Source organism: Cupriavidus sp. 01L45, from assembly GCF_056399885.1.
This window is the reverse complement of record NZ_JBFTSG010000033.1, coordinates 27,996-48,696: the sequence shown is the minus strand read 5'-3', so window position 1 is coordinate 48,696 and position 20,701 is coordinate 27,996. Positions and strand designations below refer to the sequence as shown.

The window sequence follows — 20,701 nt, the reverse complement described above, 5'->3', positions numbered from 1 at the left end:
GGCATAGGGCAGGACACAGCAGTGAAGGATGCACGCAAAATGCATCTCGATGACCGCGCTTGGAGGCTGCTTTCAGCTAGGCTCGGTTGTTCACTGGGCACTAGGTGACTGACCGCGATGGGTAGGCCAGAGCCATTGAGTCTTGACCGCATCTACCCCACCAGCCTGTCATTCTGGAATAGGAAAGGTATCCTACAGTGCGAAAGACGAGGCCGGCTATTCCGTCGCTTTGACCTGATAAAGGAGAAAATGTGGCATCCTTCGCATAAAAAGAAGGGGTCACTTGAACAAATTCCTACTGGTCGCTGTCGCGGTCGCCGCCGCCTGGTTCTACTTCAAGCAATCTCCCAAGGCCGAACAAGCTGCCCAGCCTGCTGAACCCATGATTGAAGCGACAGCACTTCCGGCAGCTTCGCCGGTCTTTCAATGTCAGGGGAAGCAGCACTGCAGCCAAATGACTTCCTGTCAGGAAGCTCGCTTCTACCTGCGCAATTGCCCTGGCGTGAAGATTGACGGTGACGGAGACGGGATCCCCTGCGAAGTGCCACCACTGCAGTGTTCATAGATGGCGGTGGCACAGCGCGCGCCGTATTAGATCCGGCTGGAGGCCGCCGTGGCCGCTTGTCAATTAGCGCGCGGCGGAGCAGGGGAGGTGGCTTGGCGAATCTGGAGAACGAGTTGGGGTAAAGCGTAGGTACTCTGGTGCGCTGATGGTAGGCACCTTAGAGGGAGAAAGGGGTGTAGGCGCAGGGAGATGGCGCCTACACCTCGGAAAGCAACAAGGGGTCCAATCTGTTGCCATCGCTAATGATAATGCGTCGCATCAACAGCTGGTACCCTACTAGTGATGGGCGCGCGACGGAGTGCGCCGGCTCATGGACCTGGCGGACGAGGTGCGGGCGCGCTGGCGGTAAAAAAAAGCACCCGCTGCCGGGAAGGAGTGGGTGCTGAAGGAAAGACGGGGCAATCGCGTTTGCCCGGCATCACTCTAGTGGAATTAGGTCCGAGGGAACATAACTCTCTCGATGGGATGCGCAAGGCTACTCGGCAGCTTTTGCCCGCGGCGCGCGCGGCGCCGGCGCAGCGTCCATTAGCTCGGGGGGGTAGGGCCGCATGAAGCTGTGCGCCCGCTCCGGATCCCGACACGTCAGCCAGTCACCCCACTCGGCGCGCGGCACGATGACGATCATCCGCTTCTCCTTTCCGGGGGCGTGGAAGCGGTTCACCAGCGGATGCTTGTCCGAGTTGATGGTAAGCATGGTGAAGCTGAACACTTCCGCGCCGTCCTCGTCCGGCCAGGCGCGCCACAGCCCAGCGATGGCAAACTCAGGCTCGTCCTTCAGCCAGATCCGCCAGCGCACGGACTTGGTCCCGCTCTCATAGTTGGGCTCGTAGAACGAACTGGCCGGCACCAGGCAGAGCTGGCCCTTCTTCCAGGGCCCTGAGAACGACCGCTTCTCACCGACTGTTTCCGATCGCGCGTTGGTCGTGTCGAATTTGGCCCCGCCGGGCGGGATCCGGGTCTTTGGCACCATACCGAATGTCCCCACCAGCGCCTGTCGGCCGCCACCGTTGCTGACGATGAACGGCGCGGCAGTCCGGCCGGGTCTCCAGCGGATAGTCGAGCTGCGGTGGCTCGACGCCGAACACATCGCGCAGCAGCTGGCGCTGCACGGGGGCGTAGTTAGTGCAAATCCTCATCTCCTTGCGGGGCGTGAGCGGCAAACCTCGCCCGTGCCTTGAGGCGCCTTCAAGGCACGGCCTGGGATCATCCGGCCGGTGAATCGGTGGTCATGGCGGCGAACCAGGTGTTGGATCACCTTCGATAAGGCATCTCAATCGGGCGGCGTCTTTCCTACCGATCCCGGACTGGAAGATATTCAACAACTGCAAACGCGTCAGCGATGTTCATGTTTCACTCGGCAGCGGGTGTCCTGTTGTTGCCTGTGCGCCGTGTTGGGCAAACTAGAAGCGTGGCAAGCGATGGGCGATACACCGGCCGGCAGGACGCCATGTCCACATGCAGGTGATAGTTCGCAAGCAGTTGGCGCATAGAGTCGGTGAAGTCGATGCCATCCCATAGTGCGGAGATTTCGCCCCGATGGGACATGACTCTTTCGTTGATGATCCGCTGGATGGCTTCGTTGCGCCCAGGGCCTGAAAGGTTCGAGATCGGGTAGACGAACGGGGGGTTGTCTGGCCATTGCGGAGCGAGGTACCCCACCGGACCGTTCACTAGATTGAGAACCAGCGACTTCTGCGGCAGCTTGGGAAGCTCGGTGGAAAAATACAGGTTCCCATCCATCGGCGTTCTTCCCCAGTTCGGGGATCTCGTCAGGATGGCGGCGGAGCCATATACCAGCACCGCAATCCAGAGTGCTTTTCGTCGGTGGCCGCTATCGATCGCTTCCCCAATTACCATACCCGCCATCAGGATCGACAGTATCTCCAGCAGGATGGCATATCGGTAAATGCCAAACATCGTCATCCAGAACAGGTACATTCCGACAAAGGTGATGCTGAGGAATAGCTTAAATTGAGATTGGCTGTCCACGGCGCGATTTCGAAGCCAGAGGGCCGCAGATTTTGAAAGCCATAGTAGGGCGATGACCCCGCCAATCAGCAGTCGCGGATCACGCATGTTCTCTTCTGTGTGAAGCCGATTCTTCTCAAACGCAGTCTTTATCGGGAACCAGAGATATTCGACCCATGTTCCCGGCAAGAACCTTGTGTCCAGCATGGTCGCCTCATCGAGGAGTGGCGAGCGAAACAAACTGTTGAAGAACGGGAATAGCGGGTTCTGATAGTCCCGATACAAAACCCACATCCACGGCCCGGCGACTGCGGCGAATGAAACGCATCCACTTACGGCGTAGAGCGCCAAGTCGTTAGCGGTCGCGCGCGGGCTCCGCCACGACAGGGAGCAAAGCAACGCAAGTGTGATTGCCAGGGTTGGAATGGCTGCCGTGAGTTTGAGTCCTGTAGCCATCCCGAGCGAAAGGCCGGCAATGACCAGCGCCATTCTGGTAGTCAGGTTCCCTCGATGCGAGGCGAAGATCGCCCAGATCGCCAGCAATGCAAGCGCGGTTGTCGTCCACTCGCCCGAAGTGGTATTGGCCTGGGAATACCCTGCAGCGCCGACCAGCGCAAGGAAGCAAGCCAACCCGCGATTGATTCTCGGGGCCCAGCCAGGCGCTCGATGGGCGACGCCTATGGTCCCAATGATGTTCCATGTGACAAAGACAGCCAGCCCGAATGGGATCCCCATGAGCAGCACCGAAACGTAGTCAGGGAACGTCGTGGCACAGTAGTAAAACGGAAGGTCAATTACTGGGTTGAAGAATGTTTGCAGTTGGGCTGGATACAGATCGACGCTCAGCCGATCGTTGAGCAGCGCCCATGGTGCATAGTAGTGATAGTTCAGCAGATCCCAGCTGAGGTCCTTGCCGCGAATCATGGAAATGATGCAGCCCAGAAGGATGCTTGCTCCCAGCTTGGTTATTCTGCAGGACGGGTGAATCCTTTGCTCATACCAGTTTGCGGCTACGGTCAGGCTTCTTCTCATGTTCGCTGTGCACATCCTCATCTCCTGGCAAGGGCGTGAGCGGCAGCACCCGCCGCGCCTTCTCGGCAACACGCCGGTGCTTGTCCTGCGCATCTTGCCACGTCGCGGAGGTGAATATCTTGTCGATGCCGGGGGCGATCAGGTGGGTCAGGAAAACTGGTTTGTCGGTCATCGTGTCCGACCATGGGCAGAAGCATGTCCAGACGCGGGCATCCTGCTCGGGAAGGTCAGTGCGCAGCACGAAACGTTTGAACCAGCCCCTCAGAAATTCATGATGGGCGTTCCCGTCCAGCGTATGGGCCGGCTGGCCGTAAGGGTTCAGGACGTACAGCCGCATGCTGAACGGATCGCCATAGGCATCCGGCGTGCCGCCACGCACGGCGTGGCGTAGCGCGCGAACCCAATTCTCTGGGGTGTAGGGGGGCATGGCGGTGCGCGGTACGGCTATTCAGCGGCGGGGGAACCGCGCGCGCAGCAGTGTCTTGACCGCCGGGCGGGCCACCTTGATCCGGTGGTGCTGGCCGTCCTGCTCGAAAGACAGGTAGTCGGCCGTCCACATCATCTTCTCAATGTGCCGCGTCTCGATGCCGTGCACGGTGACGGCGCTGGCCGTGACCGTGACGTGTTCGCAGTCGAGGCGCAGCTCGGCCGTGTCGCCGGGCAGGAACTGGGTTTCCAGAAAGATCGAGGCAGCCTGGTAGGTCACAGGGAACATGCCATCTCCTGACGGGTGGCGTAGTGGCGCTCGCCGCGAGCTGGAAGCTGAGCGAAGTGCCCTGGTAATGGAACGCCAGGCGGTCAATGGTCCACGGCAGCGCCATGATCGCCGAGGCATCGACCCCCGTCAGCGTGAGGGTGGCGCCCGCGGCCTGCGCGGCGGCCTCGACCTCCGGGTTCCAGGTGTCAGCGGTGAGCAGCGGATCGTCTATGGGCAGGTGGGAGCAGCGGATGGCCAAACGCGCCGCCCCATGGGACTGGCTGTACAGGTAGACTGTGTCCGGATCGCAGGTGAACATGGGCGCACTCTGAAAGTACTGTATGGATATCCAGTATAAGAGTCGTCCGAATGCGGGTGCCGAAAGTTGAGTTAACTGTATGGATATACAGTGTCGCGAGATGGTGTCGTGTCCATCAAAATATTTTCGTGGCACTGGACGTGGCACCAAGAGAATCATATTCGGAGAAATCGGCTTCCAGTAATAGATATAGCCGAATTTATGATTCCTGCTGGCGGACCATAGTACGGTTCGTAGAAGTTCTCTGAAGTCCTCCCCTCCCAAGTAGATCAAGGCCTCGCGGGCTTTCGACGTTCGCCGAAGTTCGCCGGGAGCCGTTGGCATCCGCGTGTTTTAGGGGCATTAGGGGCATCAATAAATGCCCCTATATTTGGTGCCCCTAAACGATGCCCCGTACCGTCTAGCCCTTAATCCTGAAGTACTAATCCCATTGTTGGGCGTGACTATCAAGCGTACATTTGTGCCAACTCTCCACCAAAATAGGACTCGCAATGACATATTCAGTCGCGGCAACTTGTCCGTACTGCAAGACTGTTCGTCGGTTCGGGGTAGAGATGACGGTGTTGGAACTGCCTATGACGGTGCGGCATCGGGTGAGGTGCGGCTGCTCTGAGAGCTGCGGCCAAGAATTTGACCTTGATATTCGCGTGAACTACGTCACTCAGGCTTCCAAGCTTGGGGAGGCAGTTGAGGCGGAGCAAAGTGATTCCTCGTCGCTACCGCCGCCGCCATTGCCTGGATTGCCCGAGTGCCCGACAGGTGGGGGTGTCCCTTTGGGCTAGCTTTGACGCTGGATAGGCGCTGGCTGATCCAGCCGCATATCCGCAGGGTGCAGTCGCATAAAGCTGCGCACCCGCACCCGCAACGGATCCCGGCAGGTCAGCCAGTCCTCCCATTCCGCTCGCGGCACGATGATGATCCCCCGTTCTTCCTTGCCTGGGGCGTGGAAGCGATTCATCAGCAGGTGCTTGTCCGCCGCTCGTGGGGCAGATCATGATGCCCGAGGGAAGGCCGTCGGCAGTTGGCCGTCCCGCAACACTGCTTGCATGACGCGTGAACGATTGCGAAAATCGCGAGCGTCTTTGGACGAGACCGACGAACGCGCGTCGCAATCGCAATACGCGCTCAAGAAACTACCCATGAGAAAAATAGCAACGGTCTTTCTGGCGTTTGCAGTCGCCGGCTGCGCAAGCCCGGCGGCGCCGAATTTCGTGAACGGGAGATATTACATGGCAGGCGATTCGACATGCGAACGATACAGGGTCCTTTCGCCAAGTCGAATCATGTGCTTTAACTCGGACGGTCAGGCAACTGGATACAGAGATGCAATGACCGATCAGCAGTTGCAGATGTATCAGTTCAATCAGCAGATGGCTGCCCAGCAAATTCAGCAGACCAATGCGCAATTGCAGCAGCAAAACCAGCAACTGCGGCAACAGCAGAACGCATGGCTTCAAACGCCGCAGTACGTGGCGCCGCAAGCTGCGCCTCTGACACCACAAGCCGGCAATCAGATCCGATGCATCAACACTGGCCCGGTTACTAACTGCCGATACTAGTGAAGGCGGAAAAGGCCAAGCGAGCCCAAGAGCGCCACCGCGGGCGGATCGACGCCATAGACGACGCGCAGCAGTTGGCGTTCTTTGGGGGGGGCGTGGTGGCGCGGCGCAGCTATTCAGCGGCGGGGGAACCGCGCGCGTAGCGGCGTTTTCACCGCTGGCCGGGCAACCTTGATCCGGTGGTGCTGGCCGTCCTGCTCGAACAACAGGCAGTCGGCCGTCCACACCATCTTCTCGATGTGGCGGGTCTCGATACCGTGACACCTTCGCGGTCGAGGCGCTGCTCGACCGTGTCGCCGGGCAGGAACCGGGTTTCGAGGAAGCTGGAGCCAGCCTGGTAGGTCACAGAGAACATGCCACCTCCTGACGGGTGGCATAGTGGCGCTCGCCGCGGGTGCGCAGGCAAATCGAGCGAGGACCTGTGAACTGGATGCTGTAGGCCAGCAGGAAGCTTAGCCAGGCGCCACGGTAATTGAACTCCAGGCGATCGATTGTCCACGGCAGCGCCATGATTGCTGCGGTGTCGATGCCGTTCAGGACGAGCGTGGCGCCGGTGGCTTGTGCCGCTGCTTCTGCCTCGGGATTCCATGTGTCGGCGGTCAGCAGCGGATCGTCCACGGTGATTCGCTCGCAAGGGAAGGGTGCGGCGACCGCATCGGCTGCGCGGCGGAACAGGAAGACGGTCTCGATATCGCAGGCGAACATGTCTCTCTCACTGGTACTGTATGGATATCCAGTATAAGAGCCGCCTGAATGTAGATGCTGAAAGTTGAGTTAACTGTATGGATATACAGTGCCTCAAGGCGGCGACGTATCCATCAAGATCATCTACATTCGTGGCACCACGAAAATCGTATTCTGGTAAATCGGCTTCCAGTATTGGTTACAGCCGGTTTTATGAATCCTGCCGACGGGGCATAGCCTGGTTCTGGTTCGCGAAAGTTCTCCGAAATCCCCCATTCCCAAGTCAATCAAGGCCTCCTTCGGCCGGTGGCGCTAGCGGCCCTGGGCGGGCAACGCCTTGATCGTGGCGGTGCCATCTTTCTGGACGTCGGCGCGTGCCAGGGTTTTGAGGGCGATCGTCCTGTTTGGCATCCTCAGCACGACGATGATCGCGTCGCCGTGGATGTTCTTCGCCCAGCAGCCGGTATCCCAGGTGCCGCGATTGGACGCATCGCTACGATAAGACGCATAGAAGCGCATGTGCGCGGCATCGACGAACGGCAGGTCGCACTTCTTGTTGATGAACAGGACGGTCGGAGATTGCAGCTGGACAGTTTCCCCGACTTTCATGTTCTCCGTCGGGTAGATGTACGCGTCCTCGGCTGACGCTGCGGCGCACAGCAGTGCTGTTGTGGCGGCCAGTATCATCTTCTTCATGTCGACTCCATGGGGAGAGCAGAGCGAGTTGACGATCCCGAAGCAACGCTTCGGGCAGCATATGAACTGTCAGGTGCACATCCCTTCTTGCAGAAATTGTACGGCTGACGTTTCCGGTCGGCCAGAGGCTTGCTTGGCTGCGGCCATCGCCTCGCCGCGCAACGGCGGCGGGCTTGCGCGACGCCGTTGCCTCAGTGCGCCGCCCCCATCTTCGAAAAGAGCTGGATCACCGCAACCCCCGCGATGATCAGCCCGATTCCTGCCCATGCCGCCAGGTCCGGTACCTGGCGATAGAGCACGCTGGCGATCAGCGTGACCAGCACGATGCCGGCGCCGCACCAGATGGCGTAGGCAATGCCTACCGGCACGGTCTTCATGACCTGCATCAGCAGGAAAAAGGCGCCGACGTATCCGGCTACCACCAGCAAGCTTGGCCACAGGCGCGTAAAGCTCTCGGACGCCTTGAGGCTGCTGGTGGCGATGACTTCGGCCGCGATGGCGAGGGCCAGGAGCACATAAGCGTTCATCGGTAAGTCCTTCTTTTTGGCTGCCGTTGGGGCCACATTTTCCCATACCATTACTGGCCCGCCGGATGCGCGGCAACCGCTGCGGGTGCCTGCGGTGTACAGTACAAACCACAGTCGGTGCGCGCGCACACGTTGGCGATCCCTCCTTTCGGGTGGTTGTCCGGCACCGTGATGCGCACTTCAATCGGTGTTGGGTGCTTCATTGCAGAAGCACCGGCGATCCGGTTGATCGCCTGCGGGGTGTTCGCGGTAGTCCCGACCAGTTGGCAGACGTCATAAAGCCAACGGCGGGGGAGTCAGGTTCTCAGGGGGGGGCGCCATGAATGGCGAGGATGAGGTACAGACCGTGTGGCCGCAGGTGGAGGGTCACGCGACGGGTCAGGGAGTATGGCGGAACACGATTGCGGCGGCGGATGTCGCGCTGGAAGAAGCCTCGCGCATCCAGCGCGGCGTGCAACATAACCTGAAGCTCCAGCAGGAGGTGAGGGCGCTGCGAGAGGAGCTGCGCAAGGCGCATGGCGAACTGGACCGCTATCGTGGCATGCATGCGCGCGTGGTGGTGGGCATGCGGCAGCTGGAAGAGGATAACGGCGCCGAAATCAGCCGCTTGCGCGCCGAGAGCGAAATGCTGATGGTGCGCCACCGCGTCTACAAGCTGCTCGCCGAACACTACGCGCTGACCGCATTGCGTTTCGAGCCGTCCACATTTGCAGAGCACCGCGACCGGGTGCTTCAGCACATCCTGTTCCAGCGGCGCAAGGGCACGCCGCTATCCGGCATCGGTTCGGCGGACATCGCCTTCCTGCTGCTTTAAGCGTTATCCGGCCCGGGGAGCGGTGCGCGGGCGCAGCACCAGCAGCGCCAGCATGCCACCCACCACGCCCCAGAAGGCCGAACCCACGCCGGCCAGCGTCATGCCGGAGGCGGTGATCATGAACGTGAGCAGGGCCGACTCGCGCTCCGCCGGGGTCTGCATGGCCGTGGTCAGGCCGCTGGCGATCGAGCCAAGCAAGGCGAAGGCGGCTACCGCGACCACCAGCGCCTTGGGAAAGGCGGCGAATAGCGCGGCAATACTGGCGGCCAGCACGCCCGCCACCAGATAGCCGAGTCCGCAAACCACCGCGGCCGTATAGCGCCGGTTGCGGTCCGGATCCGCTTCCGCGCCGGTGCAGATGGCTGCCGTGATCGCCGCGAGGTTGATGCCATGCGAGCCGAACGGCGCGAGCAGGACCGAAGCGATGCCGGTCACGGTGATCAGCGGTGACGCCGCTACGTGATAGCCGTCGGCGCGCAGCACCGCCAATCCGGGAATATTCTGCGAAGCCAGCGCGACGATAAACAGTGGCACGGCGATGCTGACGAAAGCCTGCAGCGAGAATGCCGGCGTGGTCCACACCGGCCGGGCCAGCGCGAAATGGAACGATTCGAAATGCAGCTGGCCAAGCGCGCCGGCCAGCGCCACGCCCACCAGCAGCACGCCCGGCACCGCGTAGCGCGCCCAGAAGCGCTTGCCCGCCAGGTACAACGCGAACATCACCAGCAGCAACAGGGTTTGCTGCTGGGCTTGCACGAACACGTCGACGCTGATGCGGAACAGGATGCCGGCCAGCAGGGCGGAGGCAATACTGGCCGGCAACGCGCGCATCAGTTTGTCGAACCAGCCCGTCAGGCCCGCCGCCGTCATCAGCAGCGCCGCCATCACGAAGGCGCCGATCGCCTCCGGATAGGGCACGCCGGGCAGGCTGGCGATCAGCAGGGCGGCGCCGGGCGTGGACCAGGCAATGACAATGGGAGCACGTGTCAGCAGCGTGAGCCCGATGGTGGTGACGCCCATGCCGATGGATAACGCCCAGATCCAGGAGGCAACCTGCGCATCCGACAGGTGGGCCGCCTGGCCCGCCTGGATCATCAGCACCAGCGAACTGGTATAGCCGGTCAGCATGGCAATCAGCCCGGCTACCAGGGCGGAGACGGAGAGGTCGGTCAGCTTCAGGGGGGCGGTGGCAGTGGACATGGAACGGGGACTTGGCTTGACGAGGCGGGCGCTCGAAAGCGGCCGGGCCGTCATCTTCGCACGAGTTGCGCCGTTCTTGCCCTGCCCTGGAGCATTGCAGGCTCCCCGCAGCCGCATGCGATGCTAGTCGGCAACCTTGTCGCTGGGGAACTTGAAGGAGTCGCGCAGCAGGTAGCTCATCGGGATGTCGAGGTTGACGCCGTGCGGCGGGATCGGCGACTGGAACCACTTCTTGTAGAGCTTTTGGGTCTCGAGCGAATAGATGGCCGAGACCAGCGTCTTGTCCACCAGCCGCTTGAACTCGGCGTCCTGCTTCGACAGCATGATGGCGTAGGGCTCGATCGTCAGCAGTTCGCTGGTGACGGTGTAGCTGGCCGGGTTGCGCGAGTTCGCGCGCAGGCCGTAGAGCAGCACATCGTCCATGACGAAGGCGTCGGCCTTGCCTTGCTCGACCATGGCGAAGGCTTCGGCGTGGTCCCTGGCTTCCACCACGCGGATCTGCATGGCGCCGGAGCCGTTGATCTGGCGAACCACGGCCAGCGATGTCGTGCCCGCCGTGGAGACCACCGTCTTGCCGCGCAGGTCGCCCAGCTTGCGAATGCCGGAGTCGGTCCTCACCAGCATGCGGCTGCCGGCGATGTAGTGCGGGATGGTGAAGGCCACCTGTTCGCGCCGTTCGCGGTTATTGGTGGTGGACCCGCATTCGAGATCGGCTTTGCCGTCGACGATCGCGGTGATGCGGCTGGCCGGCGTGACGGGCACGAATTCCACCTTGAGGGCGGGCAGTGTGAGTGCGCCGCGTAGCGCATCGGCTACCCGCAGGCAGAGGTCGACGGCATAGCCGTGCGGCTTGCCGTCGGCCACGAAGGAAAACGGTACCGAGCTCTCGCGGTGGGCGATGCGCAGCACCCCGGTCTGGGCAATGCGATGCAGCACCGGTGAGCCGTCGGACTGCGCCGCGGCAGGCCTGGCACCGGCGGACAGCCAGAATGTGAGCAAGGTTGATAGCAGGAGCAGCAGCGGCAGGCGGACCGGGCTGGGCGAAATCGCCAGCCCGGCGCCGCGCAGGCGCCGGCAAACCGGATGGATCATGGATGTCCCCGTACAAAGAAGCGAAAAAGGCGTCGAGCGGAAATGGCGTTGGGTCGCCTGCACCGGTTCGGACCGGTTTTTATGCTGCTACTGCCGTTGTGCTGCGGCCTGCTGGCCGGCAAGCATTGTTCCACGACGGCAAGCAGCCGGACAACGGTCGCGGCGTGGGGTGTTGCGTGGCGAGCAACAGGCCCGGAAGGATGCGGCCGGCCGCGGGCGTTGACGGGACTTTCCCTTACGGACTTGTCCGACTAGAGCCGGGCGGAGGCGCTTGCTATGCTCCGTTCGTGCCTTGCGAGCAGGGCACCGAGGAGAGACTCTTGGGCCCGCGCAAGCGCGGGCCCTTCTTTTTTTGGGCCGCGGCTCCGGGCGAGGGCGCACGGAGGTGGTCTACAATGCCGGCTACCTGGCACCCTGCCGCCTGCTTGCCGGCCGACGCCGGCGGGTGGCTGCGCGTTCAAGCCGCTTGAGTCGCCTTCCTTTCGCTGTCTCCTTTCGTATTGCTCCCATGGCCCTGTTTTCGATTTCCGACGCCCAGCTCGCCTTCGGGCACGTGGCCTTGCTCGACCATGCCGACTTCTCCCTCGAAGCCGGCGAGCGCGTCGGCCTGATTGGCCGCAACGGCACCGGCAAGTCGTCGCTGCTCAAGATCGTGGCCGGCCTGTCCGCGCCGGACGATGGCCTGATCGCGCGTCAGAGTGGCGTGACCTCGGCATATGTGCCGCAGGAGCCTCAGTTCGAGCCGGGCCAGACCGTGTTCGACGCCGTGTCCCTGGGTCTGGGCAAGGTTCACGACCTGCTGGTCGCCTATGAGGCGGCGCTGGCGGCGCTCGACGATAGCCACGATGAGGACTCGCTGGCCGAATTGCACCGCCTGCAGTCCGAAGTCGACGCCGCCGGGGCATGGGGCTTGCGTACGCGGGTGGAAACCACGCTGGCGCAACTCAGCCTTACTGCCGATGTGCGCGTGGATTCGCTGTCCGGCGGCATGCAAAAGCGCGTGGCGCTGGCGCAGGGACTGGTGGCAGAGCCCGACATCCTGCTGCTCGACGAACCCACCAACCACCTGGACGTGGAAGCGATCCGCTGGCTCGAAGACCTGCTGCTGGCTTTCCGCGGCAGCGTGCTGCTGATTACCCACGATCGCGCCTTCCTCGATCGCGTGGCCACCCGCATCGTCGAACTGGACCGCGGCCGGCTCGTTTCCTTCCCCGGCAACTTTGCCGCCTACCAGACGCGCAAGGCCGAGCAACTGGACGCCGAGCAGGTCGAGCAGGCCAAGTTCGACAAGCTGCTGGCGCAGGAAGAAGTCTGGATCCGCAAGGGCGTGGAAGCGCGCCGCACGCGCAGCGTGGCCCGCATCCAGCGCCTGGTGACGATGCGCAACGAACGCGCGTCGCGGCGCGACGTGCAGGGCAACGTCAAGCTGGAGGTGTCGCAAGGCGAGCGCTCCGGCAAGATCGTCGCCGAGCTGACCAATGTCAGCAAGGCCTTCGGCGACAAGATGGTGGTGCGCGATTTCACCGGCGCCATCATGCGCGGCGACAAGGTCGGCCTGATCGGCTCCAATGGCGCGGGCAAGACCACGCTGCTGCGGCTGATCCTGGGCGAACTGGCGCCGGATACTGGCGAGGTCAAGAACGGCAGCAATATGCAGGTGGCGTATTTTGACCAGATGCGCACGCAGCTGGACCTGGAGCGCTCGCTGGCCGATACCATCAGCCCGGGCAGCGACTGGGTCGAAATCAACGGCCAGCGCAAGCACGTGATGAGCTACCTGGGCGACTTCCTGTTCGCGCCGGAGCGCGCGCGTTCGCCGGTCAAGTCGCTGTCCGGCGGCGAGCGCAACCGGCTGCTGCTGGCGCGCCTGTTCGCGCGCCCGGCCAATGTGCTGGTGCTCGACGAACCCACCAACGATCTGGACATCGACACGCTGGAACTGCTGGAGGAACTGCTGCAGGACTACAGCGGCACTGTTTTCCTGGTCTCGCACGACCGGGCCTTCCTGGACAACGTGGTGACTTCGACCATCGCCGCCGAAGGCGACGGGCGCTGGCGCGAGTATGTGGGCGGCTACTCCGACTGGCAGGTGCAGTCGGCGCGCAGCGCGGCCATGCAGGAAGCGCGCGCGGGCGAGCGCAAGGCAGCGGAAGCGCCGAAGCCGCGCGAAGCGCGAGCCCCCGGCCGCGTGGTCAAGCTGTCGTACAAGGAGCAACGCGAACTCGATACGCTGCCCGAGCGCATTGCCTCGCTGGAAAATGAGCAGAAGGCCGTCAGCGCGCAGTTGGCGGATGGCTCGCTCTATGTCAGCGACGCGGGCAAGGCCGCGCAGCTTGCGGCGCGGCACGATGAGATCGACATGGAACTGCTGGAGGCGCTGGAGCGCTGGGAAGTGCTGGAGGCGAAGACCAAGGCCGAGGCGCAGTAACGGGGCAGGGCGGTCGGGCGGGGGCGTCCCATGTGCCATGGGACGCCCGCCGTCCTTACCCGCACCAGGCCAGCACCATGTTAGTCAGATCCACCATGAACGCCGGCCGCAGGTAGGACATGAAGCCCAGCACCATCAACGCGGCCAGCGCCGCGAAGCCGCCGGCCCGCAAGGCAGCGGCGCGCGCGGCGCTCATGCCACTGCCGCCTGCGGGCGCGCGATCGCGTGCTCGCGTATCGGCAGGTTGACCAGCGCGGCGACGACGCCCAGCCCGATTGCGATCATCCACACCATGTCGTACGTGCCGGTGCGGTCGTACAGGAAGCCCCCCAGCCAGGCGCCCAGGAAGCTGCCGATCTGGTGCGAGAAGAACACCACCCCTGACAGCATCGACAGATACTGCACGCCGAATACCTGGGCAATGATGCCGTTGGTCAGCGGCACCGTGGACAGCCACAGGAAGCCCATCATGGCGGCGAACACCCAGGTGCTGGCGGCCGTCAGCGGCAGCAGCAGGTAGGCGGCGATCACCACCGAGCGGGTGATGTAGATCATCGACAGCAGGTGGCGCTTGGGCATGCGCTGGCCGAGCGCGCCGGCGCTATAGGTGCCGAACACATTGAACAGGCCGATCAGCGCCAGCGCCACGGTGGCGATCTTGGGATCGGTCAGGCCGCGGTCCTTGAGGTAGGGCGCCAGGTGCACGCCGATGAACACCACCTGGAAGCCGCACACGAAATAGCCCAGCGTCAGCAACTGGAAGTTGCGGTTGCCGAACGCTTCGCGCACGGCCTGGCCGATGGTCTGCTGGAAGCCGCTCCCGTGCCCCTCGCTTTGCGGCTCGCGCAGGCTGAAGGCCAGCGGCAGCATCAGGCAAGCCAGCACCGCCAGCACGAACAAGGCGTTCTGCCAGCCTGCCACCGAGATCAGCGTCTGCTCGACGGGGATCATCAGGAACTGGCCGAAGGAGCCCGCGGCGGCTGCGATGCCCATGGCCCAGACGCGTTTCTCTGGGCTGGCTACGCGCCCGATCACGCCGTACACCACGCTGTACGTGGTGCCGGATTGCGCAATGCCGATCAGGATGCCGGCGCCCGAGGCAAAGGCGGTGCCCGAGGTGGCCATCGCCATGACTACCAGGCCCCCGACATAAAGTGCAATGCCGATCAGCATGATGCGGAACGCGCCGAACTTGTCGGCCAGGGCGCCGGTGAACGGCTGGGTCACGCCCCACATCAGGTTCTGCAGCGCCAGCGCGAAGGCGAAAGTCTCGCGGCTCCAGCCGTGCGTCTGCGTGATGGGAAGGTTGAACAGGCCGAAACCGTGCCGGATACCCATTGACAGGGTGACGAGCAAGCCACCGCACATAAGGACTGTTGTGAGGGAAAGTGCCTTTTTCGGCGTGCTTTGAATGTTGTTCTGCATGGCGTCCTGCATCCTGGCTCGGTGTGCGTAGTGCTGTTTTTAGTTTTGCCGGCGCGGTCCGGGCCCGTCTGGGCTGCGCCTGTGCGAGCGAGTGTACCCCGCATCGGCTCGTGGCGTCGGGCGCCGCTCCGGGGCAGGGTTAGTGCCGAATATGCTGCATTGATCACTGTAACGCGCAGTCACGATTGGCACCAAGACGGCTGCGCGCTTCCATTACAATGCAGGCTGCCCGGCCCCCCCTGGCTGGCGTGCGGCAAGCGCCCCCCGCCAAGGCTGGCCGAGAATCCTACTAAGCAAGCGACTCCATGGCGAGCAAAACCAGTCAGTACAGCGAATCTTCCATCCGGGTCCTGAAGGGCCTGGAGCCGGTCAAGCAACGGCCCGGCATGTACACCCGTACCGACAACCCCCTGCATATCGTGCAGGAGGTGATCGATAACGCCTCCGACGAAGCGCTCGGCGGCCACGGGTCCGAAATCATGGTCACCCTGCACCGCGACGGCAGCGTCAGCGTGGAGGACGATGGCCGCGGCATCCCGGTCGGCATCCACCCCGAAGAGCAGGTCCCGGTGGTGGAAATCGTATTTACCCGCCTGCACGCGGGCGGCAAGTTCGACAAGGGCAAGGGCGGCGCGTACGCCTTCTCGGGCGGCCTGCACGGGGTGGGCGTTTCCGTCACCAATGCGCTGTCGACCCAGCTCGACGTGACCGTCTGGCGCGACGGTAACTGTTCCACGCTGACCTTCTCCGGCGGCGACGTCACCGTGCCGCTGGCCACGCGCAAGCTCGAGCGCGGCGAGAAGAAGAGCGGCACGCGGGTGCAGGTGTGGCCCGACGCGAAATACTTCGATTCGGCCACGATCCCGATGGCCGAGTTGCAGCGCCTGCTGCGCAGCAAGGCCGTGCTGCTGCCCGGCGTCAAGGTCACGCTGCTGCACGAGAAAAATGGCGAACGCCAGACCTGGCAGTATGACCAGGGCCTGAAGGGCTACCTGGTGGAAGCGCTGGCACAGGGCAGCGGCGCCGAACTGGTGGTGCCGATGTTCGAGGGCGAGCACTTCGCCGACCCCGACGCCAACCCGGCCGAGGAAGGCTTCGCGGAAGGCGAGGGCGCTTCCTGGGTGGTGGCCTGGACCGAGGACGGCGCGCCGGTGCGCGAATCCTACGTCAACCTGATCCCCACCCCCGCCGGCGGCACGCACGAGTCCGGCCTGCGCGAAGGCCTGTTCCAGGCGGTCAAGAGCTTTATCGAGATGCACGCGCTGCAGCCCAAGGGCGTCAAGCTGATGAGCGAAGACGTTTTCGCGCGCGCGTCCTTCGTGCTGTCCGCCAAGGTGCTGGACCCGCAGTTCCAGGGCCAGATCAAGGAGCGCCTGAACAGCCGCGACGCGGTGAAGCTGGTGTCCGCCTTCAGCCGCCCCGCGCTGGAGCTGTGGCTGAACCATCATGTGGAATACGGCAAGAAGCTGGCCGAGCTGGTGATCCGCCAGGCGCAGGCGCGTACGCGCGCCGCGCAAAAAGTGGAAAAGAAGAAGGGCTCCGGCGTGGCCGTGCTGCCGGGCAAGCTGACCGACTGCGAATCCACCGACGTCACCCGCAACGAACTGTTCCTGGTCGAGGGCGATTCCGCCGGCGGTTCCGCCAAGATGGGGCGCGACAAGGAGTTCCAGGCCATCCTGCCGCTGCGCGGCAAGGTGCTCAACACCTGGGAGACCGAGCGCGACCGCCTGTTCGCCAACAACGAAGTGCACGATATCGCGGTGGCCATCGGCGTGGACCCGCACAGTGCCAATGACGAGCCCGACCTGTCCAACCTGCGCTATGGCAAGATCTGCATCCTGTCCGACGCGGACGTGGACGGCGCGCACATCCAGGTGCTGTTGCTGACCTTGTTCTTCAAGCATTTCCCCAAGCTGATCGACAACGGCAATGTGTGCGTGGCGCGCCCGCCGCTGTACCGCGTGGATGCGCCGGCGCGCGGCAAGAAGCCGGCCCAGAAGCTCTATGCGCTGGACGATGGCGAACTGGTGGCGATCCAGGACAAGCTGATGAAGGACGGCATCAAGGAAGGCGGCTGGCAGATCTCCCGCTTCAAGGGGTTGGGCGAGATGAATGCCGAGCAGCTTTGGGAAACCACCATGAATCCCGACACGCGCCGCCTGTTGCCGGTCGCGCTGGGCCATTTCGACCTGCCCCAGACCGTGGGCGTGATGAATATGCTGATGGGCAAGGGCGAGGCCGCGCAGCGGCGTACCTGGCTCGAAGAGCGTGGCAACGAGGTGGTTGCCGATATCTGATATCTGATGGCCAGGCAGCCGGCGTTCGTGACGTCCGGTGCCTGCATGACGCGAGGAATCCCGATGGCAAAGACCAGACCTACCAGCAACCGGCCGCGGCAGTGGATTGCCGCCGGCATGCTGCTGGCCGGCCTGGCCCTGGCGCCGGCGGCCCACGCGGCGCTGTATGGCTACATCGACGACGACGGCGTGGCGCATTTCTCGGATGAGAAGCTGGACGAGCGCTATACGCTGTTCATGAAGAACGGCGGCGAGCTCAAGAGCCCCTCGGTGGGCCGCGCCGGCGCCGGCGGCCAGATCGACCTGGAAACGCACAAGCTTTACCGCTACGTCGTCAACCATCCCAATATCGCCACGGTCGAACCCATCATCCGCCAGGTCGCGCAGGCGCAGAATGTGGATCCGGCGCTGGTCAAGGCGGTGATGGCGGTGGAGTCGGGCTTCAACGCCGGCGCGGTGTCGCCCAAGGGCGCGATCGGGCTGATGCAGGTGATTCCCGACACCGGCGCGCGCTTCGGCGTGAGCGCTGACGCGCGGCGCACGGTCGGGCAGAAGCTGGCCGACCCGCATACCAATATCTCGGCCGGCGTGCGTTATTTGCGCTGGCTGATGGAGCTGTTCCCCAACAACCTCGAACTGGTGCTGGCAGCGTACAACGCCGGCGAGGGCGCGGTACAGCGCTACAACAACAAGATTCCGCCTTATCCCGAGACCCAGCAGTACGTCAGCACGGTGCTGCAGTTCTATCGCTTCTACCGTCCGGGTGGCGCGCCCGCGGGGGTCGCGGGTGGGGGCATCAATCGCGTCAAGATGGTGATCGGCGGCCGCCGCAACATGCCCTGATCCGATCACGGACAACACGACGAACCGCATAACGAACAACTTGCAACCGGCGCACCGGCCAACGATGCGATGCGCCGTATTCTTGCCAATCCATGGAACAACAAGACATTCCGTTTGACCCAGGTTCACCCGACGAGGGAGCGGACTCGCTGACGCTTGCGCACTACGCCGAGCGCGCCTATCTCGACTACGCCATCAGTGTGGTCAAGGGCCGCGCGCTGCCGGAAGTCGCCGACGGCCAGAAGCCGGTGCAGCGCCGCATCCTGTTCGCCATGCACGAGATGGGCTTGCGCGCCGACGCCAAGCCGGTCAAGTCGGCGCGCGTGGTGGGCGACGTGCTCGGTAAATTCCACCCGCACGGCGACCAGTCCGCCTACGATGCGCTGGTGCGGCTGGCGCAGGACTTCTCGCTGCGCTACCCGCTGATCGATGGGCAGGGCAACTTCGGCTCGCGCGATGGCGATGGCGCCGCCGCGATGCGGTACACCGAGGCCCGCCTCACGCCGATCTCGCGCCTGCTGCTCGACGAGATCGACCAGGGCACGGTGGACTTCGTGCCCAACTACGACGGCTCGATGGAAGAGCCCAAGCTGATGCCGGCGCGGCTGCCGTTCGTGCTGCTCAACGGCGCTTCCGGCATTGCCGTGGGCATGGCCACCGAAGTCCCGCCGCACAACCTGCGCGAAGTCGCGGCGGCCACCGTGGCGATGATCCGCAACCCCAACATCACGCTGGCCGAACTGCTGGCGCTGATGCCCGGGCCGGACTATCCCGGCGGCGGCCAGATCATTTCACCGGCTTCGGATATCGCCGCGATCTACGAGAACGGCCGTGGCAGCCTGAAGGTGCGCGCGCGCTGGACCATCGAGGAAATGGCGCGCGGCCAGTGGCAACTGGTGGTGACCGAACTGCCGCCGAGCACGTCGTCGCAGAAGGTGCTGGAGGAGATCGAGGAGATCACCAACCCCAAGGTGCGTGCCGGCAAGAAGTCGCTCACGCCCGAGCAGTTGCAGCTCAAGCAGGGCATGCTGGCCGTGCTCGACGCGGTGCGCGACGAGTCCGGCAAGGACGCGCCGGTGCGGCTGGTGTTCGAGCCCAAGAGCAAGAACATCGAGCAGCAGGAATTCATCCAGACGCTGCTGGCGCATACCAGCCTGGAATCCGGCGCCTCGATCAACCTGGTGATGATCGGCACCGATGGCCGGCCGCGACAAAAGGGCCTTGCCGATATCCTGCGCGAGTGGATCGCCTTCCGCTTCGCCACTGTCACCCGCCGTACCCGCCATCGGCTGGGCAAGGTCGAGGACCGCATCCACATCCTGGAAGGCCGGATGCTGGTGCTGCTCAATATCGACGAGGTGATCCGCATCATCCGCGAGAGCGACGAGCCCAAGCCGGCGCTGATGCAGGCCTTCAGCCTGTCCGACCGCCAGGCCGAGGACATCCTGGAAATCCGCCTGCGTCAGCTGGCCAGGCTGGAAGCCATCCGCATCGAGCAGGAGCTGAAGACCCTGCGCGACGAGCAAGCCGAGCTGGACGTGCTGCTCAAGTCCGAGACCATGATGCGCCGCCGCATCATCAAGGAAATCGAGACCGACGCCAAGCAGTACAGCCCCGAAGACAAGGACCCGCGCCGCACGCTGATCCAGGAAGAGCGCCGCGCCGCCGCCGAAGTGCGCGTGGTTGACGAGCCCGTCACCGTGGTGGTGTCGCAAAAGGGCTGGGTGCGCACGCGCCAGGGCCACGGCCACGATGCGCAGCAGTTCACCTTCAAGGCGGGCGATGCACTGTACGGCACCTTCGAGTGCCGCACCGTGGACGTCATGCTGGTGTTCGGCACCAATGGCCGCGCGTACACCGTGCCGGTCGCCGGCCTGCCCGGCGGGCGGGGCGACGGCGTGCCGGTGACGACGCTGATCGAGTTGCAGCCCGGCAGCCAGATCGCCCACACCTTCGCCGGCAGCGTCGACCAGCGCATGCTAGTCGCCACGCGCGGCGGTAACGGCTTCCAGACCAAGGTGGGTGATATGGTCAGCCGGCAGAAGGGCGGTCGCGCCTACCTCACGCTGGACGAGGGCGACGCGCCGCTGGTGCCCGCGCCGATCGGCGAGGAAGCCACGCACGTGGCCTGCTTGTCGGCCAACGGCCGCATGCTGCTGGTGTCGCTCGACGAGATCAAGTCGCTGTCGGCCGGTGGCCGTGGCGTGATCCTGATGGAGCTGGAGCCCAAGGAGACGCTGTTGCAGGCGATCGCCGTGGGCGCGCCGGGCCTGTTGGTGTCCGGCGCCGGGCGCGGCGGCAAGCCAAGCTCGCAGAAGCTCTACGGCCAGCTGCTGCTGCCTTATGTGGGCAAGCGCGCCCGCAAGGGCCGCGCGCTGGATCTCAGGCTCAAGGAGCCGAGCATCGAGCCGGTACGGATCGTCCCCCCGGCAAGCGGCAACTAAGCCGCGTCAACCCAAACTGGCCCTGCGCGACAATGCGCGGGGCTTTTTTCTTTACCGCGCATGGCGGAACGCTCGGGTGCCATCCCGTCAGGCCATGTCTCTCCCGTTTAC

Annotated in this window: 18 protein-coding genes and 1 pseudogene; 7 read left to right on the top strand and 12 right to left on the bottom strand. The window is 63.8% G+C overall.

The features are described from left to right. The first annotated feature begins 283 nt into the window (after window positions 1-283). Window positions 284-565, top strand: a complete 282-nt coding sequence (locus AC1DT6_RS22290; protein WP_441626866.1) for an excalibur calcium-binding domain-containing protein — start codon at window positions 284-286, stop codon at window positions 563-565. Between the two features lie 475 nt (window positions 566-1,040). Here the strand turns inward: AC1DT6_RS22290 and AC1DT6_RS22285 are convergent. The 5 genes and pseudogenes from AC1DT6_RS22285 to AC1DT6_RS22265 all read right to left on the bottom strand — a co-directional run bounded on the left by AC1DT6_RS22285 (window position 1,041) and on the right by AC1DT6_RS22265 (window position 5,539). Then, window positions 1,041-1,695 (bottom strand): annotated as a pseudogene (locus AC1DT6_RS22285) (SOS response-associated peptidase). A 220-nt stretch (window positions 1,696-1,915) separates the two neighbouring features. Beyond that, the gene (locus AC1DT6_RS22280) at window positions 1,916-3,565 is read right to left on the bottom strand and encodes a hypothetical protein (RefSeq protein ID WP_441626864.1); all 1,650 of its coding nucleotides are present in this window, start codon (window positions 3,563-3,565) and stop codon (window positions 1,916-1,918) included. After that, window positions 3,528-3,992, bottom strand: coding sequence for a hypothetical protein (locus AC1DT6_RS22275; protein ID WP_441626862.1), 465 nt, complete (start codon window positions 3,990-3,992; stop codon window positions 3,528-3,530). Before AC1DT6_RS22275 ends, AC1DT6_RS22280 begins: the two co-directional genes overlap by 38 nt. A 21-nt stretch (window positions 3,993-4,013) precedes the next feature. Further along, window positions 4,014-4,280: a hypothetical protein gene (locus tag AC1DT6_RS22270; protein WP_441626861.1), complete on the bottom strand. Its 267-nt coding sequence runs from the start codon at window positions 4,278-4,280 to the stop codon at window positions 4,014-4,016. A gap of 1,079 nt (window positions 4,281-5,359) precedes the next feature. After that, window positions 5,360-5,539, bottom strand: coding sequence for a hypothetical protein (locus AC1DT6_RS22265; protein WP_441626859.1), 180 nt, complete (start codon window positions 5,537-5,539; stop codon window positions 5,360-5,362). A gap of 124 nt (window positions 5,540-5,663) precedes the next feature. On the opposite strand from AC1DT6_RS22265, the gene AC1DT6_RS22260 reads away from it, so the two are divergent. Continuing rightward, window positions 5,664-6,140 (top strand): hypothetical protein, encoded by a 477-nt coding sequence (locus tag AC1DT6_RS22260; protein WP_441626857.1) that lies wholly within the window; start codon window positions 5,664-5,666, stop codon window positions 6,138-6,140. Between the two features lie 342 nt (window positions 6,141-6,482). On the opposite strand, the gene AC1DT6_RS22255 is transcribed toward AC1DT6_RS22260, so the two are convergent. The 3 genes from AC1DT6_RS22255 to AC1DT6_RS22245 form a co-directional block, all read right to left on the bottom strand. Beyond that, window positions 6,483-6,845 carry a hypothetical protein gene (locus AC1DT6_RS22255; protein ID WP_428178902.1) on the bottom strand — a complete coding sequence of 121 codons (363 nt, stop codon included), beginning with the start codon at window positions 6,843-6,845 and terminating at the stop codon, window positions 6,483-6,485. A gap of 291 nt (window positions 6,846-7,136) precedes the next feature. Next, window positions 7,137-7,520, bottom strand: coding sequence for a hypothetical protein (locus tag AC1DT6_RS22250; RefSeq protein WP_441626855.1), 384 nt, complete (start codon window positions 7,518-7,520; stop codon window positions 7,137-7,139). Between the two features lie 191 nt (window positions 7,521-7,711). Beyond that, window positions 7,712-8,047, bottom strand: coding sequence for a DMT family transporter (locus AC1DT6_RS22245; protein WP_441626853.1), 336 nt, complete (start codon window positions 8,045-8,047; stop codon window positions 7,712-7,714). Between the two features lie 319 nt (window positions 8,048-8,366). Here AC1DT6_RS22245 and AC1DT6_RS22240 point away from each other — a divergent pair, with 319 nt between their 5' ends. Next, on the top strand, window positions 8,367-8,861 hold the full coding sequence (locus AC1DT6_RS22240; RefSeq protein WP_276286667.1) for a hypothetical protein: 495 nt from the start codon (window positions 8,367-8,369) through the stop codon (window positions 8,859-8,861). A 3-nt stretch (window positions 8,862-8,864) separates the two neighbouring features. On the opposite strand, the gene AC1DT6_RS22235 is transcribed toward AC1DT6_RS22240, so the two are convergent. Together AC1DT6_RS22235 and AC1DT6_RS22230 are read right to left on the bottom strand one after the other, a co-directional pair. After that, a complete protein-coding gene (locus AC1DT6_RS22235) occupies window positions 8,865-10,061 on the bottom strand; it encodes a benzoate/H(+) symporter BenE family transporter (RefSeq protein WP_441626851.1) in 1,197 nt (398 codons plus the stop codon). Between the two features lie 123 nt (window positions 10,062-10,184). After that, on the bottom strand, window positions 10,185-11,153 hold the full coding sequence (locus tag AC1DT6_RS22230; RefSeq protein WP_441626849.1) for an amino acid ABC transporter substrate-binding protein: 969 nt from the start codon (window positions 11,151-11,153) through the stop codon (window positions 10,185-10,187). A 508-nt stretch (window positions 11,154-11,661) separates the two neighbouring features. Here AC1DT6_RS22230 and AC1DT6_RS22225 point away from each other — a divergent pair. Next, window positions 11,662-13,581: an ATP-binding cassette domain-containing protein gene (locus AC1DT6_RS22225; protein WP_477114898.1), complete on the top strand. Its 1,920-nt coding sequence runs from the start codon at window positions 11,662-11,664 to the stop codon at window positions 13,579-13,581. A gap of 55 nt (window positions 13,582-13,636) precedes the next feature. Here the strand turns inward: AC1DT6_RS22225 and AC1DT6_RS22220 are convergent, their stop codons facing one another. Further along, entirely contained in the window at window positions 13,637-13,777 is a 141-nt protein-coding gene (locus AC1DT6_RS22220; RefSeq protein ID WP_441626845.1) for a hypothetical protein, read from the bottom strand. Next, window positions 13,774-15,006, bottom strand: a complete 1,233-nt coding sequence (locus AC1DT6_RS22215; protein WP_441626843.1) for an MFS transporter — start codon at window positions 15,004-15,006, stop codon at window positions 13,774-13,776. Before AC1DT6_RS22215 ends, AC1DT6_RS22220 begins: the two co-directional genes overlap by 4 nt. A 305-nt stretch (window positions 15,007-15,311) precedes the next feature. Between AC1DT6_RS22215 and AC1DT6_RS22210 the strand changes: the two genes are divergently transcribed. The 3 genes from AC1DT6_RS22210 (at window position 15,312) to parC (ending at window position 20,590) form a co-directional block, all read left to right on the top strand. Then, window positions 15,312-17,303: a DNA topoisomerase IV subunit B gene (locus tag AC1DT6_RS22210; RefSeq protein WP_045239668.1), complete on the top strand. Its 1,992-nt coding sequence runs from the start codon at window positions 15,312-15,314 to the stop codon at window positions 17,301-17,303. Window positions 17,304-17,366: 63 nt separating this feature from the next. Continuing rightward, the gene (locus AC1DT6_RS22205; RefSeq protein WP_441626840.1) at window positions 17,367-18,146 is read left to right on the top strand and encodes a lytic transglycosylase domain-containing protein; all 780 of its coding nucleotides are present in this window, start codon (window positions 17,367-17,369) and stop codon (window positions 18,144-18,146) included. 92 nt (window positions 18,147-18,238) lie between these two features. Then, window positions 18,239-20,590, top strand: coding sequence for a DNA topoisomerase IV subunit A (gene parC / locus AC1DT6_RS22200; protein ID WP_441626838.1), 2,352 nt, complete (start codon window positions 18,239-18,241; stop codon window positions 20,588-20,590). Window positions 20,591-20,701 lie beyond the last annotated feature (111 nt).

Coding starts and splice junctions, on each gene's coding strand:
- AC1DT6_RS22205 (WP_441626840.1), top strand. CDS start 17,367: ATGGCAAAGACCAGACCTACCAGCAACCGGCCGCGGCAGTGGATTGCC.
- AC1DT6_RS22235 (WP_441626851.1), bottom strand. CDS start 10,061: ATGTCCACTGCCACCGCCCCCCTGAAGCTGACCGACCTCTCCGTCTCC.
- AC1DT6_RS22255 (WP_428178902.1), bottom strand. CDS start 6,845: ATGTTCGCCTGCGATATCGAGACCGTCTTCCTGTTCCGCCGCGCAGCC.
- AC1DT6_RS22280 (WP_441626864.1), bottom strand. CDS start 3,565: ATGAGAAGAAGCCTGACCGTAGCCGCAAACTGGTATGAGCAAAGGATT.
- AC1DT6_RS22265 (WP_441626859.1), bottom strand. CDS start 5,539: ATGAATCGCTTCCACGCCCCAGGCAAGGAAGAACGGGGGATCATCATC.
- AC1DT6_RS22215 (WP_441626843.1), bottom strand. CDS start 15,006: ATGCAGAACAACATTCAAAGCACGCCGAAAAAGGCACTTTCCCTCACA.
- AC1DT6_RS22240 (WP_276286667.1), top strand. CDS start 8,367: ATGAATGGCGAGGATGAGGTACAGACCGTGTGGCCGCAGGTGGAGGGT.
- AC1DT6_RS22230 (WP_441626849.1), bottom strand. CDS start 11,153: ATGATCCATCCGGTTTGCCGGCGCCTGCGCGGCGCCGGGCTGGCGATT.
- AC1DT6_RS22220 (WP_441626845.1), bottom strand. CDS start 13,777: ATGAGCGCCGCGCGCGCCGCTGCCTTGCGGGCCGGCGGCTTCGCGGCG.
- AC1DT6_RS22245 (WP_441626853.1), bottom strand. CDS start 8,047: ATGAACGCTTATGTGCTCCTGGCCCTCGCCATCGCGGCCGAAGTCATC.
- AC1DT6_RS22250 (WP_441626855.1), bottom strand. CDS start 7,520: ATGAAGAAGATGATACTGGCCGCCACAACAGCACTGCTGTGCGCCGCA.
- parC (WP_441626838.1), top strand. CDS start 18,239: ATGGAACAACAAGACATTCCGTTTGACCCAGGTTCACCCGACGAGGGA.
- AC1DT6_RS22270 (WP_441626861.1), bottom strand. CDS start 4,280: ATGTTCCCTGTGACCTACCAGGCTGCCTCGATCTTTCTGGAAACCCAG.
- AC1DT6_RS22210 (WP_045239668.1), top strand. CDS start 15,312: ATGGCGAGCAAAACCAGTCAGTACAGCGAATCTTCCATCCGGGTCCTG.
- AC1DT6_RS22275 (WP_441626862.1), bottom strand. CDS start 3,992: ATGCCCCCCTACACCCCAGAGAATTGGGTTCGCGCGCTACGCCACGCC.
- AC1DT6_RS22225 (WP_477114898.1), top strand. CDS start 11,662: ATGGCCCTGTTTTCGATTTCCGACGCCCAGCTCGCCTTCGGGCACGTG.